Raw genomic sequence first — 16,971 nt, forward strand, 5'->3', positions numbered from 1 at the left:
GTTGCCTTGAATTTTACCGGCGCTACCGCCACCTGTCGGGAACAGCCATGCCAGAGAACAACGAAGCCATAGCAGACCTGAAGAAACTGGACCCGATCGGTCCGGCAAAACAGGGCGAATTCATCAAATACCCGGGTTCGCCTTTCGAACTTTTCCAGCCCTATCCGCCGGCCGGCGACCAGCCGAAGGCGATCGACGGGCTGGTTGAAGGCGTGCTGGACGGCGAGGTGTTCCAGACGCTGCTGGGCGTGACCGGCTCCGGCAAGACTTTCACCATGGCCAACGTGATCGCCCGGCTGGGTCGGCCGGCCATCGTTTTTGCGCCCAACAAGACGCTGGCGGCACAGCTCTACAGTGAATTTCGCGAGTTCTTCCCGAAGAACGCGGTGGAGTACTTCGTGAGCTATTACGACTACTACCAGCCCGAGGCCTACGTGCCGCAGCGCGACCTGTTCATCGAGAAGGACTCGTCCATCAACGAGCACATCGAGCAGATGCGGCTGTCGGCCACCAAGAGCGTGCTGGAGCGGCGCGACACGGTCATCGTGGCCACGGTGAGCGCCATCTACGGCATCGGCACGCCCGAGGATTACACGCAGATGCGTTTCATCATGCGGGTTGGCGACAAGATCGGCCAGCGCGACGTGATCGGGCGGCTGATCCGCATGCAGTACACCCGCAACGAGCAGGATTTCTCGCGCGGGACCTTCCGCGTGCGCGGCGACACCATCGACGTGTTCCCGGCCGAGCACAGCGAGCTGGCGATCCGCATCGAGCTGTTCGACGACGAGATCGAGACGCTGCAGCTGTTCGACCCGCTCACGGGCCGCATCCGCCAGAAGATTCCGCGCTTCACGGTGTACCCGTCGAGCCACTACGTGACGCCGCGCGACAAGGTGCTGGGCGCGGTCGAAACCATCAAGATCGAGCTCGCCGAGCGGCTCAAGGAATTTTTGTCGCAGGGCAAGCTGGTGGAGGCGCAGCGCCTGGAGCAGCGCACCCGGTTCGACCTGGAAATGCTGGCCGAGATCGGCCACTGCAAGGGCATCGAGAACTACACGCGCCACCTCTCGGGCGCCGCGCCGGGCGAACCGCCGGCCACGCTGACGGACTACATGCCGAAAGACGCGCTGATGTTCCTCGACGAGAGCCACCAGATGGTCGGCCAGCTCAGCGCCATGTACAACGGCGACCGGGCGCGCAAGACTACGCTGGTCGAATACGGCTTCCGCCTGCCGAGCGCGCTGGACAACCGGCCCCTCAAGCTGGAGGAGTTCGAAACGCGCATGCGCCAGTGCATCTTCGTTTCGGCCACGCCGGCGCAGTACGAAAAGGATCACGCCGGCAACGTGGTCGAGCAGCTGGTGCGGCCGACCGGGCTGATCGACCCCGAGGTCGAGGTGCGCCCCGCCACCCACCAAGTGGACGACGTGCTGGGCGAGATTCGCATCCGCGTCGAGAAGAACGAACGTGTGCTCATCACCACGCTGACCAAACGCATGGCCGAGCAGCTGACCGACTATCTGGGCGACAACGGCGTGAAGGTGCGCTACCTGCACAGCGACGTCGACACGGTCGAGCGCGTGGAAATCTTGCGCGACCTGCGCCTGGGCACCTTCGACGTGCTGGTGGGCATCAACCTGCTGCGGGAAGGCCTGGACATTCCCGAGGTGTCGCTGGTGGCCATCCTCGACGCGGACAAGGAAGGTTTTCTGCGCGCCGAGCGCTCGCTGATCCAGACCATCGGGCGGGCGGCGCGGAACCTGAGCGGCAAGGCCATTCTCTACGCCGACCGCATGACCGACTCGATGAGGAAGGCGATCGACGAAACCGAGCGGCGCCGCGCTCGGCAGATCGCCCACAACGAAGCCAATGGCATCACCCCGCGCAGCATCGTCAAGCAGGTGCGCGACCTGATCGACGGCGTCTACAGCGAAAAAACCGGCAAGGAAATGGCCAAGCTCGACCTGGAACGCGCCAAGGTCGAGGACATGAGCGAAAAGGACATTGCCCGGGAGATCAAGCGGCTCGAAAAGCTCATGCTCGAGCACGCTCGCAACCTCGAATTCGAGAAGGCGGCACGGGTGCGCGACCAGCTGGCACTACTGCGTGAACAGGCGTTTGGCGCCTCTGGCGGGGACAACATCGCCGTGCTGCCGTCGTAGGACGGGGTTTCGGTTTCTTCAAGGGGTTTTCGCTGGGGTTTACCCGAGCAAACCCCAGGGGCTTCTGTTATACTTGACCGAAATACTCAACAACAAAGAAAAAAGAACTTCGCGATGAAGGACCGATCCCACTGGCTGGTTCACCAGCGTCAGGGGTCGGGCAGGGCGGAGACGAAGTCACCGCGCGCCCCCGGGGCCACGGTGTCATTTCAACGGTAAGCACTTGAAGGAGCTTGCGATGCGTCTCACTACCAAAGGCCGTTTTGCGGTCACAGCAATGATCGATCTGGCGCTGCGTCAGAACACCGGTCCGGTCACGCTGGCCGCGATCAGCCAGCGGCAGCAGATTTCGTTGTCGTACCTCGAGCAGCTGTTCGGCAAACTGCGCCGTCACGAGCTGGTCGAGTCGACCCGCGGCCCCGGCGGCGGCTACAGCCTCGGCCGCAAGGCTGCGGATATCACCGTCGCAGACATCATTGTTTCCGTCGACGAGCCCATCGATGCCACGCAGTGCGGCGGCAAGGAAAACTGCCTCGGCGAAGCCGGTCGCTGCATGACGCACGAACTCTGGGCCTCGCTGAACCAGCGCATGGTCGAGTTCCTCGATTCCGTCACGCTGCAAAAACTGGTCGACGACCAGATCGCCAAGGGCGTGCAGATCGAGAATAAGCCGGTCGTCAAGCGCGCCATCTCCGCGCAGCCCGTGGTCAAGCCAATTCGCGTGAATGCGCCGAATTCGGTGTTTGCCCTGGGCAACGCGTTCGCGAAGTCCTGATGCCCTGAGTCGCAGGCGGCGCCTTGGGCGCCGCTGCGAAAAGCCGCCCAGATAAAGAAACAACCCCCCACGCCAGCCCGAGCCAGCCATGGACGTCACTCCTCATTTCCCGATCTACCTCGATTACGGCGCCACCACGCCGGTTGACCCCCGTGTGGTCGACGCCATGATTCCCTGGTTGCGCGAGCATTTCGGCAACCCGGCATCGCGCAGCCACGCCTGGGGCTGGGAAGCTGAAGAGGCGGTCGAGAAAGCGCGCGGCCAGGTGGCAGACCTGATCAGCGCAGATCCGCGCGAAATCGTCTGGACGTCGGGTGCCACTGAGTCGATCAATCTGGCGCTCAAAGGCGCGGCCCATTTCTACAAGGGCAAGGGCAAGCACCTGATCACCCTGAAGACCGAGCACAAGGCCGTGCTCGACACCATGCGCGAACTCGAGCGCCAGGGCTTCGAAGTGACCTACCTCGACGTCGAGGAAAACGGCCTCGTCGACCTGGAGAAGTTCAAGGCCGCGATCCGTCCCGACACCATCCTGGCCAGCGTGCTGTTCGTGAACAACGAAATCGGCGTGATCCAGGACGTGGTCGCGCTGGGCAACGTCTGCCGCGAGAAGGGTGTGATCTTTCACGTCGACTCGGCCCAGGCCACCGGCAAGGTTGAGATCGACATCACGAAGCTGCCCATCGACCTGATGAGCCTCGCTTCGCACAAGACGTACGGCCCGAAGGGCATCGGCGCGCTGTATGTGCGCCGCAAGCCGCGGATCCGCCTCGAAGCGCAGATGCACGGCGGCGGCCACGAGCGCGGCATGCGCTCGGGCACCTTGCCCACGCACCAGATTGTCGGCATGGGCGAGGCCTATCGCATCGCCAAGCTCGAAATGAAGGACGACATCGCCCATGCGGCCCGACTGCAGAAGCGTCTGCTCGACGGCCTGAAGGACGTGGAGCAGGTGTTCATCAACGGCGACCTCGAGCAGCGTGTGCCGCACAACCTGAACATGAGCTTCAACTATGTCGAAGGCGAGTCGCTGATCATGGGCATCAAGGGCCTGGCGGTGTCGTCGGGTTCGGCGTGCACGTCGGCCAGCCTGGAGCCCAGCTATGTGCTGCGCGCCCTGGGCCGCAGCGACGAGCTCGCCCACAGCAGCCTTCGCATGACCATCGGCCGTTTCACGACCGAGGAAGAAATCGACTACGCCATCTCGACCATCAAGCACAACGTGGCCAAGCTGCGCGAGCTGAGCCCCCTGTGGGAGATGTTCCAGGACGGCGTCGACATCAGCACGATCCAGTGGTCGGCCCACTGACGCATTGACGTACTGGCCCACCAGTGCTCCACGATTGAACAAAGTTTGAGAGGTACACCATGGCATATTCTTCCAAGGTCATCGACCACTACGAAAATCCCCGCAACGTTGGCTCCTTCGAAAAGGGCGACGACTCGGTAGGCACCGGCATGGTCGGCGCGCCGGCCTGCGGCGACGTCATGAAGCTGCAGATCAAGGTCAACCCGGAAACCGGCGTGATCGAAGACGCGCGCTTCAAGACCTACGGCTGCGGCTCCGCCATCGCCTCGTCCTCGCTCGTGACTGAATGGGTCAAGGGCAAGACGCTCGACGAAGCGGCTGCACTCAAGAACGCGCAAATCGCCGAAGAACTGGCGCTGCCGCCGGTCAAGATCCACTGCTCGATCCTCGCGGAAGACGCCATCAAGGCGGCCGTGAGTGACTACAAGGCCAAGCACGGCGTCAAGACCGCCGAAGCTGTTCACTGAGATGGCCGTCACGCTGACCGAAGCCGCTGCGCGCCACGTTACCCGCTACCTTGGCAAACGAGGCAAGGGCGTGGGCGTGCGGCTGGGCGTGAAGACCACCGGCTGCTCCGGCTTGGCCTACAAGCTCGAGTACGTGGACGAGTTCACGCCTGAAGACGTGGTGTTCGAGGACCATGGCGTGAAGGTGCTGGTCGATCCAAAGAGCCTGGCCTACATCGACGGCACGCAGCTCGATTTCGTGCGCGAAGGCTTGAACGAAGGCTTCAAGTTCATCAACCCGAACGAACGCGACCGTTGCGGCTGCGGGGAAAGCTTTCGCATCTGATGCGCCGTCGCTGACCGCGACAACAGCCGCCACCATGTCATGTGCTGGCGGTTTTTTCTTGATCCATATGAGCCCCCACGTTCGGCACTTTGTGTCCTCACTGCCCCCCGAGGGGGCGCAGACCGCCTTTGGGGCGGCCCGGCAGGCAGTCTGATGAACCTGAACGACACCGACTTCCAATTGTTCGCCGTCCCGGCCACGTTCGCGCAGGACCGCGCGGCACTCGATGCGCGCTGGAAAGAGCTGCAGCGCGAGGCCCACCCGGACCGCTTTGCCGCGCAGGGCGCTGCGGCGCAGCGCGTGGCCATGCAGTGGTCGGTGCGCATCAACGAGGCCTACCAGCGGCTCAAGGACCCGATCCGGCGTGCCAGCTACATCTGCGAACTCAACGGCGCGCCGCTGAATAGCGAGAACAACACGGCCATGCCGCCCGATTTCCTGATGCAGCAGATGGAATGGCGAGAGGAGCTCGACGATGCCGACGACATCGAAGCGATCGAGAAGCTGCAGGCCGAGGTCGAAGCCGGTCGCGCCCGCGCGCTGTCGTCGCTCGACTGGCTGATCGACGAGAAGGGCGACTATCTCGCCGCCGCGCAGCAGGTGAGAGCCCTCATGTTCATTGAGCGTTTCGGCCAGGACGTCGAAGCCAAGTTCGATCAGTTGGGACAATAGGCCCCTATATATGGCTCTTCTACAGATTTCAGAACCCGGCCAGGCGCCCGATCCGCATCAGCGCCGCATTGCCGTGGGCATCGACCTCGGCACCACGCATTCGCTTGTGGCCGCGGTGCGCAACGGTGTGGCCGAATGCCTGCCCGACGACCAGGGCCGCGTGCTGCTGCCTTCGGTGGTGCGCTACTTGGCCGGCGACCGCCGGCAGATCGGCTTTGACGCCGTGGCGGCGCGCGGGCAAGACCCCGCCAACACCATCACCTCGGTCAAGCGGCTCATGGGCCGCGGGCTCTCCGACATCTCGAACCGCGAATCGATGTCGTATCACATCGAAGGCAGCGAGGGCGGCATGGTGAAGGTGCAGACCCTCGCGGGCGAGAAGTCGCCGGTCGAGATCAGCGCCGAAATCCTCGCGACGCTGCGCTTCCGCGCTGAAGACACCTTCGACGACGAGCTCTACGGCGCGGTCATTACCGTGCCGGCCTATTTCGACGAAGGCCAGCGCCAAGCCACCAAGGATGCCGCACAGCTCGCGGGCATCAATGTGCTGCGACTGATCAGCGAACCCACGGCCGCCGCCATCGCCTACGGCTTGGACAACGCAAGCGAAGGCGTCTACGCCGTTTACGACCTGGGCGGCGGCACCTTCGACATCTCGATCCTGCGACTCACGCAGGGCGTGTTCGAAGTGATCGCCACCGGTGGCGACTCGGCCCTGGGCGGCGACGACTACGACCACGCGCTGGCCGGCTACGTGCTCGCGCAAACCGGCCTCGAGGCTGGCAGCGACAACGACAAGGCCGCCATGCTCGTGGCCGCACGTGCCGCGAAAGAGGCGCTGACCGACACCGAGTCGACCACCTTCCGCGCGGAGCTTGCCGGCAAGGCGGTTCAATTCGAACTCACTCGCCACCAATTCGACGCCGCCACCAAGCCGCTCACCGACCGCACGATTGCATCGGTTCGCAAGGCGCTGCGCGACGCCAAGCTCAAGCCCGACGACCTGAAGGGCATCGTGCTGGTGGGCGGGTCCACGCGCATGCCCCAGATCCGCCATGCTGTCGCCGAGTTCTTTGGCCGCGAGCCGTTGGTCAACCTGAATCCCGACGAAGTCGTGGCGCTCGGCGCCGCCATCCAAGCCAACCAATTGGCGGGCAATAACGGCGCGGGCGACCTGCTGCTGCTCGACGTGATTCCGCTGTCGCTGGGCATAGAGACCATGGGCGGGCTGGTCGAGCGCATCGTGCCGCGCAACCAGACCATCCCCACCGCGATGGCGCAGGACTTCACCACCTACCAAGACGGCCAGACGGCTCTCGCGCTGCACGTGGTGCAGGGCGAGCGCGACCTGGTGGCCGACTGCCGCAGCCTCGCGCGCTTCACGCTGCGCGGCATTCCGCCGATGGCGGCGGGCGCGGCGCGCATCCGCGTGACCTTCACTGTGGACGCCGATGGCTTGCTGAGCGTCAGCGCCAAGGAGCAGGGCAGCGGCGTGGAGGCCAGTGTCACCGTCAAGCCTTCGTACGGGCTCTCGGACGACCAGATCGCAACCATGCTGCAGGAGAGTTTTTCCACCGCGCAGCAGGACATGCAGGCGCGCGCGCTCGTCGAGGCGCGCGTCGATGCCGAGCGCTTGCTGCTTGCCACGCAGAGCGCGCTCGATGCGGACGGCGACTTGCTCGAAGCGCAGGAGCGCGCCGTCATCGACGCATCGATGTCGCGGTTGCGCGAGGCCGCGAACGGCAGCAACGACGCGGCGGCCATCGAGGCAGCCACCAAGGCCTTGGCCAACGATACCGAAGCTTTTGCCGCCCAGCGCATGAACGCGGGCATTGCGCGCGCGTTGTCGGGCCGCAAGGTCGAATCCCTCTAAGAACTACATGCCCACCATCAAGATTTTTCCGCATCCCGAGTACTGCCCGAAGGGTGCAGAAATCACGGCGCCGGCCGGCACTTCGATCTGCGAGGCGCTGCTGGAGAACCACATCAACATCGAGCATGCCTGTGAGATGAGCTGCGCCTGCACCACCTGCCACGTCATCGTGCGCCAGGGGTTCAGCTCGCTGAACGAAGCCGAGGAGGGCGAGGAAGACCTGCTCGACCGCGCCTGGGGCCTGGAGCCACAATCACGCCTCAGCTGCCAGGCCATCCTGGCGCAGCAAGACGTGACGATCGAGATTCCCAAGTACTCGATCAACCACGCCAAGGAAAATCACTGATGTCGCGCCAGATCGTCCTCGATACCGAAACCACGGGCCTTTCCGCCGAGAACGGCGACCGCGTGATCGAGCTCGGCTGCGTGGAGCTTTTTGCGCGCAAGCTCACCGGCAACGACCTGCACATCTATTTCAACCCCGAGCGCGAGAGCCATGAAGACGCGCTCAAGGTGCACGGCCTGACGACCGACTTCCTGCGCGACAAGCCGAAGTTCGGCGCGCTAGCCAACGACATCGTCGAATACCTGCGCGGCGCCGAGCTGATCATTCACAACGCGGCCTTCGACGTCGGCTTTCTCAACAAGGAGCTCGAGCTCGCGGGCCTGCCGCCCCTGCGCAGCTTCGTCGGCGAAGTGACCGACACGCTGGCCATGGCCAAGCAGGTCTACCCGGGCAAGCGCAATTCGCTCGACGCGCTGTGCGACCGCTTCGGCGTCGATCGCTCGAACCGCACCTTCCACGGCGCCAAGCTCGACGCGCAGTTGCTGGCCGACGTCTACATCAACCTCACACGCGGCCAGGACGCGCTCTTGATCGACGTGTCGTCCAACGAGCCGGCGCAGGGCGCCACCGTCATCACCATCGACCTGAGCCAGTTCGACCTGCCGGTGATCCTGGCGGGCGAGCAGGAGCTGGCGGCGCACGAGGCGCTGTTGTCGCAGCTCGACAAATCCAGCAACGGACGCACGCTCTTTCGCCAAAACGGCTGAAATGCTGTGGCATAATCGAAGGCTTCGCGCAACGCGATTAATTCCAAGGCACTGCACTTGCAGTGCCAAGGGGTTTGCAGGGCGGTTAGCTCAGGGGTAGAGCACAGCATTCACACTGCTGGGGTCGGAGGTTCGAAACCTCCACCGCCCACCAATTTCCTCGAAATGAAACTGCGACTTGGATTGTCCAAGTCGCTTTTTGCTTTGTGCGTGCCGCACTCAACTGTCGGCTCGTGCTGACGCCAGCTGCCGTCTCGCACCGGCTCAATTTGCTGGCGGAGCGCGTATACCCACGGGGAAGGAGACCGACCATGGCCACTCATCCCGACATCCCGCCCGACCTGCCCGTGGAACCTGACGAAGGGCCGAGCACGCCACCGGACGATCCGACCGATCCCGAGCCTCCTCCCACCACGTCGTGAATCTGGCGCGCGAGCCGCGATAAGCTCGCGCCATGGATGAACTTGATTGCGCTGTCATCGGCGGCGGAGTGGTGGGTTTGGCCGTGGCGCGCGCGTTGGCGCTCGCAGGCCGTGAAGTGGTGGTACTGGAGGCGGAAGGTGCCATCGGCACGGGCACCAGTTCGCGCAACAGCGAGGTAATTCACGCGGGCATCTACTACCCGAAGGGTTCGCTCAAGGCGCGCCTTTGCGTCGAGGGCAAAGAGGCGCTCTATGCGTACGCAGAGGAGCGCGGCGTGCCGCACCGGCGCTGCGGCAAGCTCATCGTGGCGACCTCGCCCGAGCAGGTGGGTGAACTCGAAACCATCCGCGCCAAGGCTGCAGCCAACGGCGTCGACGACCTCGTGCTGCTGACGGCGGAGCAGGCCATGGCGATGGAGCCGCAACTGCATTGCGAAGCGGCGCTGCATTCGCCGAGCACCGGCATTGTCGACAGCCACGCGCTGATGCTGAGCCTGCTGGGCGACCTGGAGAACGCGGGTGGAATGCTGGCGCTCAAATCACCCATCGCGCGAGCGGAATGCGGTACGGACGCCATCGTCCTTGCCGCGGAAGACGGCACGGCATTGCGCTGCAACTCTGTGGTCAATGCGGCCGGTCTTGGCGCCCCCGACCTCGCGAAGCGGTTTGAAGGCCTGCCCGCCGCGGCCGTACCGGCCGCCTACTTTGCCAAAGGCAGCTATTTCACCTTGTCGGGCCGCGCGCCTTTCAGTCGGCTTGTCTACCCGGTGCCCGAGCCGGGCGGCCTGGGCGTGCATCTGACCATCGACCTGGGCGGCCAGGCCAAGTTCGGTCCCGACGTGCAGTGGGTGCAGTCGGCGGACGACCTCGTGGTCGACCCGGCGCGCGGCGACGGCTTCTACGCCGAGGTGCGCAAGTATTGGCCGGCCTTGCCCGATGGCGGCCTGATTCCCGGCTATGCGGGCATGCGGCCCAAGATTTCGGGTCCGGGCGAGCCTGCGCGCGACTTCATGATCGCCGGGCCAAAGGAGCACGGTGTGCGCGGCCTGGTCAATCTTTTCGGCATCGAATCGCCGGGGCTCACGAGCAGCCTGGCCATCGGGCGCTACGTGGCGAGCCTGCTCGCGGATACTTGAGGCGAGCAATGAACGCCCTGTGTGCAGAAGTCTGCAGAACTGTCGCGCACGAGGGGCTTTTGTGCCTGTAACATGACACCACGCCATCCGATGGCGTGAAGCCGCCGGCGCGGTGCCGGTGTCATCACGGAGGAAAGATTCCAATGAGTGCATCCAACAACATTGAAGCGGCAGCCGAAGATATCGCGAGCGACGTGCGCGGCGTGCTGGCCAGCAAGGACCTGGATTCGGTTCCCCACATCAAGGCGCTGCGCCAGCGCATCGACACCAAGCTCGCCATTGCGCGCGAGCTAGCGGCAGAGAAGAGCAAACTTGCAGCCCAGAAGGCCCGCGAAGCGGCCAACAGCGCCAACGCCTATGCCCACGACGAGCCGTGGCAGATTGCCGGCGCAGCGCTGGCCGTCGGTGTGCTGGTGGGTTTGCTGCTTGGCCGCCGCTGACCTGAGCGCACACCGCCGCCGCGTCATCCATCGCCGACCGGGAGCCGGCGCATGAGGTTGCTGTCCCTGTTCGGGCTCGATGCCCGTCTGCGACGGCTGCGGATTGCTGCAGCCGAAGGCGCGCTGGCCGCCGAAGACCGTGTGCAGTTGCTGCGCATGGCCTGGGAGGACGAGAAGCAGCGCCTCAAGCTGATGCTGGTCCTCGTGGTGGCCGTGCTCGGCCTGACCACGGTGGCTGTGGCCCTGTTGTCGATGGCGGTGGTGGTGCATTTCTGGGAAACGCCTCACCGCATCGCGGCGGCGTGGGCCGTGGCTGGCGTGTGGATCGTGCTTTGGCTGGGCGCCGCATGGGGCCTGTACCTGAGCCTTCGCAATGCCTCGAACAGCTTCATGCCGGCCCGGCACGAGTTCGAACGCGACTGGGCCTGGGTTCAGGACAGCTTCGGGCTCGGCAAGGACCCGGACCAGGACGACGAAGCGCCGCGTCCGCCGCGGCCAGCCACGCGCGAAGAGCTGCTCGCGCGCATGGAGCGCCAGCGCGAACGCATCGCCACGATGCAGGGCGCAGGCGCGGCTCAGCAGTCTGCGGGCGCAGCAGGGGGTGCTTCTTCCGAAGCGCCTCCCGCCGATGAGTCGGCTGCCGCCGCGGCATTGCGCATCGCGCGGGAGCACCCGGTTGCTACCGGCGTGGTGGCCGCGGTCGCCGTGGTGGTGATTCGTCCCAGGCGGCTGCTGCGCTGGGCCGCGTTCATCGCGCCGGTGCTCTGGCGCATGCGCTGAACGAGAAGAAGAAGCGCCGAAAGAAGGCTCAGGCGGTGCTGCGGCTTTGCTGCAGCAGCGCCTGCGCCACATCGCGCACGAGGGCCGGGCCTCGATAGATGAGCCCGGTGTAGATCTGCACTACGTCGGCGCCCGCGGCAATCTTGGCCTTGGCATCGGCCGCGCTCAGGATGCCGCCAACCCCGATGATTGGAAAGTCCGGCCCCAGTGCGGCACGCAGCTGCGCAATCACTCGGTTGCTGGCCTCGCGTACAGGTGCGCCCGAGAGCCCGCCCGCTTCGCCGCCATGCGGCAGGCCCGCCACCGCATCGCGCGCCAGCGTGGTGTTGGTGGCAATCACGCCATCCATGCGGTGGCGCTGCAGCGCGGCGGCAATCACGTCGACCTGGGCCTGGTCGAGATCGGGAGCGATCTTCACGAACAACGGCACGCGCCTGCCGCTGCGTTCGGCCAAGGCTTGGCGGCGCTCGGCAATGGCGCCCAGCAGGGCATCGAGCGCCTCGTCGCTTTGCAGCGAGCGCAGGTTGGCCGTGTTGGGGCTCGAGATATTGATGGTCACGTAGTCGGCGTGCGCATACACGCCGTCCAGACAGGCCAGGTAGTCGTCCACCGCCCGCTCGATGGGCGTGGCGGCGTTCTTTCCGATGTTGAGCCCGAGCAGCATCGGCTTCTTGCCGGCGCTGCCGCCGCCGTTCTTGCGAAAGCGCGCTTTCTGCACGTTGGCAAGAAAGGCATCGAGCCCCTCGTTGTTGAAGCCGAGCCGGTTGATGAGCGCGTCGCGCTGCGGCAGGCGGAACATGCGGGGCTTGGGGTTGCCCGGCTGCGCTTTGGGCGTCACGGTGCCGACTTCGACGAAGCCGAAGCCCATGGCGGCAAAAGCGTCGATGCAGCGGGCGTTCTTGTCCAGCCCGGCCGCCAGCCCCACGCGGTTCGGAAAATCCAGCCCTGCCAGCGTGACTGGGTCGTCGACACGCGGCGCGGCGTAGGCGCAGGCGAGCGGCGTGTTCTGCGTACGGGCCAGGCCGTCTAGCGTGAGTTCGTGGGCGTGCTCCGGGTCGAAGCCGAACAGAAAGGGTCGGGCCAGGCCGTAGAGCGAAGAGGGGAGCAGGAGCATCGGATAATTCTCGACTTCAATGAGCCAAGGATTCTCCGCGATGACCGCACCCGTTTCTCCTTCTTCCGCTCCCGGCGCCGCCGCCATCTCCCAGGACGAGCTCAAGGCCCAGGTCGGCCGCGCCGCGCTGGCCTACGTGGTGAAGGGGGAAATCGTCGGCGTCGGCACCGGCTCGACCGTGAACAAGTTCATCGACGCGCTGGCCACGATCAAGGACCAGATCAAGGGTGCGGTGTCCAGCTCGGTGGCTTCGACCGAACGCCTCCGGGCACTCGGCATTCCGGTGTTCGACAGCAACGAGGTCGAGGAGCTCGGCGTCTACATCGACGGCGCCGATGAGATCGATCACCGCGGCTTCATGGTGAAGGGTGGCGGCGCTGCGCTCACGCGCGAAAAAATCGTGGCGGCGCAGTCGCGGCGTTTCGTCTGCATCGCCGATGCGTCCAAGCTGGTCGATACGCTGGGCGCCTTTCCGCTCCCCGTGGAAGTGATTCCGATGGCGGCGCGCCGCGTCATGCGCCAGTTCGAGGCCATGGGCGGCATTGCGCAGGTGCGGGAAAAAGACGGCTCGGCGCTCGTGACGGACAACGGCCAGCACATCGTCGACGTGACGGGACTGCGGATCAGCGATCCGCTGGATTTCGAATCCGAGGTGAGCCAGTGGCCCGGCGTGGTCACGGTCGGCGTTTTCGCGCACCAGAAGGCCGACGTGTGCCTGCTCGGTACGCCGACTGGTGTGCAAACGCTGCAGTTCGACTAATGCAAGTCCGCCGACGCGGACCGGCGGCCGCTTACAGATCGATCAGAACTTGATGCCGGCCGGGTTGCTCGGACTCAGGCCGCTGGGGGCGGGGGCGGTCTGCTGTGGCGCAGGCGCTGGTGCCGCGGGCTCGGGCGCAGCGGGTGCTGTCTGCTGCGCAACCATCGGACGAGCTGGCGGATTGCGGTAGCCCGCAGGCAGGCTGTTGCTCTTTGGGTAGCCCGCAGCATCGAGGTATTGCGACCATTCGGCGTCCGAGAAACCCTTGAGCTGCTGGGAGCCGATGGTCAGCAGCGGCAGCGAAGCCCGGCCGGTCAAGCGCTGCAGCGCCTCGACGTCCTGGTCGCTCTTGACGGTGCGTTCCTCGAATGGAATGCCGCGCGTGACGAGCAGCGACCGGGCCGTGCCGCAGGGCGCGCACTCCTCGCCGCTGTACAGCGTGACGGGGTAGCGCTGCGCTACCTGCCGCAGCTCATAAGGCAGCCCGGCGTTCGAGGGCTCGGCGCTGGCGGCCTGCGGCCCCTTGGCCGGCTCGGTGCTGGCGGCGGGCGCGCGGTCCGAGAAAGTGACCTTACCGTTCTTGTCGACGTTGCGATAGATCGGCTGGGCCATGGCACCCGCGGCAATCAGCAGCAGGGCGGTGGCGGACAGGCGATGCAAGGGAAATTTCTTGTGGATCGAAGGCATCGCCCGAGTATCGCAAGCTTCAGGCCCGCATCAAGCGGGCTGCGCCTCGGCCATGCCCTGGTGTCGCAGCAATGCATCAAGCTGCGGCTCGCGGCCGCGGAAGGCCTTGAACGAATCCATGGCGCTGCGGCTGCCGCCCGCTTCGAGAATGGCTTGGCGGTAGCGGCGGCCAGTTTCGATATTCGGCTGGCCGTCGGCGCCCACGGTTTCCTCGAACGCCGCATAGGCGTCGGCGCTCAGCACCTCGGCCCACTTGTAGCTGTAGTAGCCGGCTGCGTAGCCGCCCGAGAAGATGTGGCTGAAGGTGTTTGGCGTGCGGCTGAAGGGCGGCGAGGGCATCACGGCCACCTCGGCGCGCACCTTGCCCAGCAGCGCCAGCACACCGCCGGGCTGCGCGGTGGCGGCTTGGTATTCGGTGTGCAGCAGCATGTCGAAAAGCGAGAACTCGATCTGGCGCAGCGTCTGCAGCCCGCTCTGGAAGTTCTTGGCGGCGGTCATCTTGTCGAACAGCGCGCGCGGCAGCGGCTCGCCGGTGTCGACGTGGGCCGTCATATGCGTAAGCACGTCCCACTCCCAGCAGAAGTTTTCCATGAACTGGCTCGGCAGCTCGACGGCGTCCCACTCGACGCCGCTGATGCCCGAGACGTCGCGCTCGTTCACCTGCGTGAGCATGTGGTGCAGGCCGTGGCCGAATTCGTGGAAGAGGGTGGTCACGTCATCGTGCGTGAGCAGCGGCGGCTTGCCGTCCACGCCGCTCGCAAAGTTGCACACCAGCTGCGCCACCGGCGTTTGCAGCGCGCCGTCGTCCGGCCGCAGCCAGCGTGCGCGCACGTCGTCCATCCAGGCGCCGCCGCGCTTGGCGGCACGGGCCGAGGGGTCGAGGTAGAACTGGCCCACCTTCTGGCCGGCACGCTCGATGCGGTAGAACTCGACGCTCGAATGCCACGTGGGGGCGCTGTCGCGGCGAATGCTCACCTCGAATAGCGTCTCGACGATCTTGAACAGGCCGGCCATCACCTTGGGGGCCGGGAAATACTGCTTTACCTCCTGCTCGCTGAAGGCATAGCGCGCTTCCTTGAGCTTCTCGCCGATGTAGCTCCAGTCCCAGGCTTGTGGATCGGTGATGCCCAACTGCTCCGATGCGAACACGCGCAAGTCGGCCAGGTCGCGTTCGCCATAGGGCTTGGCCTTGGCCGCGAGGTCGCGCAGGAACTTGATCACCTGCTCCGGCGATTCGGCCATCTTGGGCACGACCGAGAGTTCGCCGAAATTCTTGTAGCCGAGCAGCCTGGCTTCTTCTTCCCGCAGCGCAAGAATCTCGTTGATCAGCGCCGTGTTGTCGAAGGCCGGATCACCGAGTTCGCTGGCGCGCGTGACGTAGGCGCGGTAGAGCGTTTCGCGCAGCGCGCTGCTTTTGGCAAACTGCATCACGGGCAAGTAGCAGGGCATCTTGAGCGTGAGCTTGTAGCCTTGCTTGCCTTCGGCTTCGGCGGCCGCGCGGGCAGCGCTCACCACGTCTTCCGGCACGCCCTCGAGCTCGCCCAGCGCTGCGTAATAGGAGAAGGCGTCGGTGGCGTCGAGCGCGTTCTCGCTGAATTTCTGGCTCAGCTCCGCCTGGCGTTCCTGGATCTCGGCAAAGCGCTTTTTCGCGTCGCCTTGCAGTTCCGCGCCGCCGAGCACAAAGTTGCGCACCGCATTGCGATGCGCCTGGCGCTGCTCGGCGTTGAGGGTGGCCACGTCGATGGCCTTGTACTTCGCATACAGGCGCTCGTCCGAACCCAGGCGGGTCCAGAAGGCCGTCACGCGCGGCATGGCTTCGTTGTAGGCGGCGCGCAGCTCGGGCGTATCGGCCACGGCGTTGAGGTGGCCAACCGCACCCCAGGCGCGGCTGAAGCGTTCGGACGCGACGTCGAGCACCTTGGAAATCGCATTCCAGTCGGCAGGAAAGTCAGCCGCGGTGACGGTCTGCAGCGCCGCCTCGGCATCGGCCAGCAAGATATCGACCGCGGGCGCAACGTGCTCGGGCTTGATGCGGTCGAACAGCGGGAGATCGGCGAAGTCGAGGAGGGGGTTGGTCATGGAAATCACTTTGCGGCGCGTTCCGCAGCTTCAAGGGTGTTGGCGAGCAGCATCGCCCGGGTCATGGGGCCGACGCCGCCCGGCACGGGGGTGATCCAGCTGGCGACTTCCTTGACGCCGTCGAAGTCGACGTCACCGGCGAGCTTGCCGTCTTCCTTGCGGTTCATGCCCACGTCGATCACGACTGCACCGGGCTTCACCATGTCGGCCGTGAGAATGTTGCGCTTGCCGACGGCGGCAACCACCACGTCGGCCTGGCGCGTGATGGCGGCCAGGTCTTGTGTGCCGCTGTGGCAGATGGTCACGGTGGCGTTTTTGGCCAGCAGCATCATGGCCATGGGCTTGCCGACGATGTTGCTGCGGCCGATGACCACCGCATGCTTGCCGCGCAGGTCGTAGCCAATGGATTCGAGCATCTTCATGCAGCCATACGGCGTGCAGGGCCAGAAGCCGGGCGCGCCGGTCATCAGCGCGCCGGCACTGGCCACGTGAAAGCCGTCCACGTCCTTGGCGGGCGAGATCGTCTCGATGACTTTCTGGCTGTCCATGTGCTTGGGCAGCGGCAGCTGCACCAGGATGCCGTGCACCAGCGGGTCGTCGTTGAGGGCGCGAATGCGGGTCAGCAGATCGGCCTCGCTCATATCGGCGGGGTAGCGTTCCAGCGTGGCCAGGAGGCCGGTTTCGGTGCTGTCGTTGACCTTGTGCTTCGTGTAGACCTGGCTGGCCGGATCTTCGCCGACGAGGATGATGGAAAGAGCCGGGTTCACGCCGCTGGCCTTCAGTGCCGCGGTGCGGCCGGCGACCTCGGCGCGGATGGTTTTGGCGAGGGCGTTGCCGTCGATCAGTTGGGCGGTCATCGGTTTCGATTTTCCAAGTAAAAACGCCCGCTTGCGCAGGCGTGGTGGACATGTATT

Annotated in this window: 18 protein-coding genes and 1 tRNA gene; 15 read left to right on the forward strand and 4 right to left on the reverse strand. The window is 65.3% G+C overall.

Features of this window, described 5'->3' with window-relative positions; all coding sequences use genetic code 11:
• Window positions 1–47: 47 nt before the first annotated feature.
• From uvrB to ASC78_RS03175, 14 genes are all read left to right on the forward strand, one after another.
• Window positions 48–2,165, forward strand: a complete 2,118-nt coding sequence (gene uvrB / locus ASC78_RS03115) for an excinuclease ABC subunit UvrB (RefSeq protein ID WP_055796231.1) — start codon at window positions 48–50, stop codon at window positions 2,163–2,165.
• Window positions 2,166–2,403: 238 nt separating this feature from the next.
• Window positions 2,404–2,940 carry a Fe-S cluster assembly transcriptional regulator IscR gene (gene iscR, locus ASC78_RS03120; RefSeq protein ID WP_007828186.1) on the forward strand — a complete coding sequence of 179 codons (537 nt, stop codon included), beginning with the start codon at window positions 2,404–2,406 and terminating at the stop codon, window positions 2,938–2,940.
• Window positions 2,941–3,028: 88 nt separating this feature from the next.
• The gene (locus ASC78_RS03125; RefSeq protein ID WP_055796234.1) at window positions 3,029–4,249 is read left to right on the forward strand and encodes an IscS subfamily cysteine desulfurase; all 1,221 of its coding nucleotides are present in this window, start codon (window positions 3,029–3,031) and stop codon (window positions 4,247–4,249) included.
• A 59-nt stretch (window positions 4,250–4,308) separates the two neighbouring features.
• Window positions 4,309–4,716 (forward strand): Fe-S cluster assembly scaffold IscU, encoded by a 408-nt coding sequence (gene iscU, locus ASC78_RS03130; protein ID WP_055796237.1) that lies wholly within the window; start codon window positions 4,309–4,311, stop codon window positions 4,714–4,716.
• A gap of 1 nt (window position 4,717) precedes the next feature.
• Window positions 4,718–5,041: an iron-sulfur cluster assembly protein IscA gene (iscA, locus tag ASC78_RS03135; protein ID WP_007828190.1), complete on the forward strand. Its 324-nt coding sequence runs from the start codon at window positions 4,718–4,720 to the stop codon at window positions 5,039–5,041.
• A 153-nt stretch (window positions 5,042–5,194) separates the two neighbouring features.
• Window positions 5,195–5,713 carry a Fe-S protein assembly co-chaperone HscB gene (gene hscB / locus ASC78_RS03140; protein ID WP_055796240.1) on the forward strand — a complete coding sequence of 173 codons (519 nt, stop codon included), beginning with the start codon at window positions 5,195–5,197 and terminating at the stop codon, window positions 5,711–5,713.
• Window positions 5,714–5,723: 10 nt separating this feature from the next.
• Window positions 5,724–7,586 carry a Fe-S protein assembly chaperone HscA gene (gene hscA, locus ASC78_RS03145; RefSeq protein WP_055796242.1) on the forward strand — a complete coding sequence of 621 codons (1,863 nt, stop codon included), beginning with the start codon at window positions 5,724–5,726 and terminating at the stop codon, window positions 7,584–7,586.
• Window positions 7,587–7,593: 7 nt separating this feature from the next.
• Window positions 7,594–7,932 carry an ISC system 2Fe-2S type ferredoxin gene (gene fdx, locus ASC78_RS03150; protein ID WP_055796246.1) on the forward strand — a complete coding sequence of 113 codons (339 nt, stop codon included), beginning with the start codon at window positions 7,594–7,596 and terminating at the stop codon, window positions 7,930–7,932.
• Window positions 7,932–8,639 carry a DNA polymerase III subunit epsilon gene (gene dnaQ / locus ASC78_RS03155; RefSeq protein WP_055796248.1) on the forward strand — a complete coding sequence of 236 codons (708 nt, stop codon included), beginning with the start codon at window positions 7,932–7,934 and terminating at the stop codon, window positions 8,637–8,639. The genes fdx and dnaQ overlap by 1 nt, the downstream gene beginning before the upstream one ends.
• Before the next feature lie 79 nt (window positions 8,640–8,718).
• A tRNA-Val gene (locus tag ASC78_RS03160) sits at window positions 8,719–8,793 on the forward strand.
• A 157-nt stretch (window positions 8,794–8,950) separates the two neighbouring features.
• Window positions 8,951–9,061, forward strand: coding sequence for a stereocilin (locus tag ASC78_RS26900; RefSeq protein WP_082517415.1), 111 nt, complete (start codon window positions 8,951–8,953; stop codon window positions 9,059–9,061).
• A gap of 32 nt (window positions 9,062–9,093) precedes the next feature.
• On the forward strand, window positions 9,094–10,197 hold the full coding sequence (locus tag ASC78_RS03165) for an NAD(P)/FAD-dependent oxidoreductase (protein WP_055796251.1): 1,104 nt from the start codon (window positions 9,094–9,096) through the stop codon (window positions 10,195–10,197).
• Between the two features lie 143 nt (window positions 10,198–10,340).
• A complete protein-coding gene (locus ASC78_RS03170; protein ID WP_055796254.1) occupies window positions 10,341–10,637 on the forward strand; it encodes a glycine zipper domain-containing protein in 297 nt (98 codons plus the stop codon).
• A 51-nt stretch (window positions 10,638–10,688) separates the two neighbouring features.
• Window positions 10,689–11,417 carry a phage holin family protein gene (locus ASC78_RS03175; RefSeq protein WP_055796258.1) on the forward strand — a complete coding sequence of 243 codons (729 nt, stop codon included), beginning with the start codon at window positions 10,689–10,691 and terminating at the stop codon, window positions 11,415–11,417.
• Between the two features lie 28 nt (window positions 11,418–11,445).
• Here the strand turns inward: ASC78_RS03175 and ASC78_RS03180 are convergent, their stop codons facing one another.
• The gene (locus tag ASC78_RS03180) at window positions 11,446–12,531 is read right to left on the reverse strand and encodes a quinone-dependent dihydroorotate dehydrogenase (protein WP_055796261.1); all 1,086 of its coding nucleotides are present in this window, start codon (window positions 12,529–12,531) and stop codon (window positions 11,446–11,448) included.
• A gap of 40 nt (window positions 12,532–12,571) precedes the next feature.
• Here ASC78_RS03180 and rpiA point away from each other — a divergent pair, with 40 nt between their 5' ends.
• On the forward strand, window positions 12,572–13,291 hold the full coding sequence (gene rpiA, locus ASC78_RS03185; RefSeq protein WP_055796263.1) for a ribose-5-phosphate isomerase RpiA: 720 nt from the start codon (window positions 12,572–12,574) through the stop codon (window positions 13,289–13,291).
• Window positions 13,292–13,333: 42 nt separating this feature from the next.
• On the opposite strand, the gene ASC78_RS03190 is transcribed toward rpiA, so the two are convergent.
• From ASC78_RS03190 to folD, 3 genes are read right to left on the reverse strand one after another with little or no spacing between them, the layout of a single operon-like run.
• Complete coding sequence (locus ASC78_RS03190; protein ID WP_055796264.1) at window positions 13,334–13,978, reverse strand: glutaredoxin family protein; 645 nt, start codon at window positions 13,976–13,978, stop codon at window positions 13,334–13,336.
• A 30-nt stretch (window positions 13,979–14,008) separates the two neighbouring features.
• Entirely contained in the window at window positions 14,009–16,057 is a 2,049-nt protein-coding gene (locus ASC78_RS03195; RefSeq protein ID WP_055796267.1) for a M3 family metallopeptidase, read from the reverse strand.
• Between the two features lie 5 nt (window positions 16,058–16,062).
• A complete protein-coding gene (gene folD / locus ASC78_RS03200; protein ID WP_055796270.1) occupies window positions 16,063–16,914 on the reverse strand; it encodes a bifunctional methylenetetrahydrofolate dehydrogenase/methenyltetrahydrofolate cyclohydrolase FolD in 852 nt (283 codons plus the stop codon).
• Window positions 16,915–16,971 lie beyond the last annotated feature (57 nt).

The organism is Variovorax sp. Root318D1 (assembly GCF_001424835.1).
Classification (GTDB): Bacteria; Pseudomonadota; Gammaproteobacteria; order Burkholderiales; family Burkholderiaceae_C; genus Variovorax.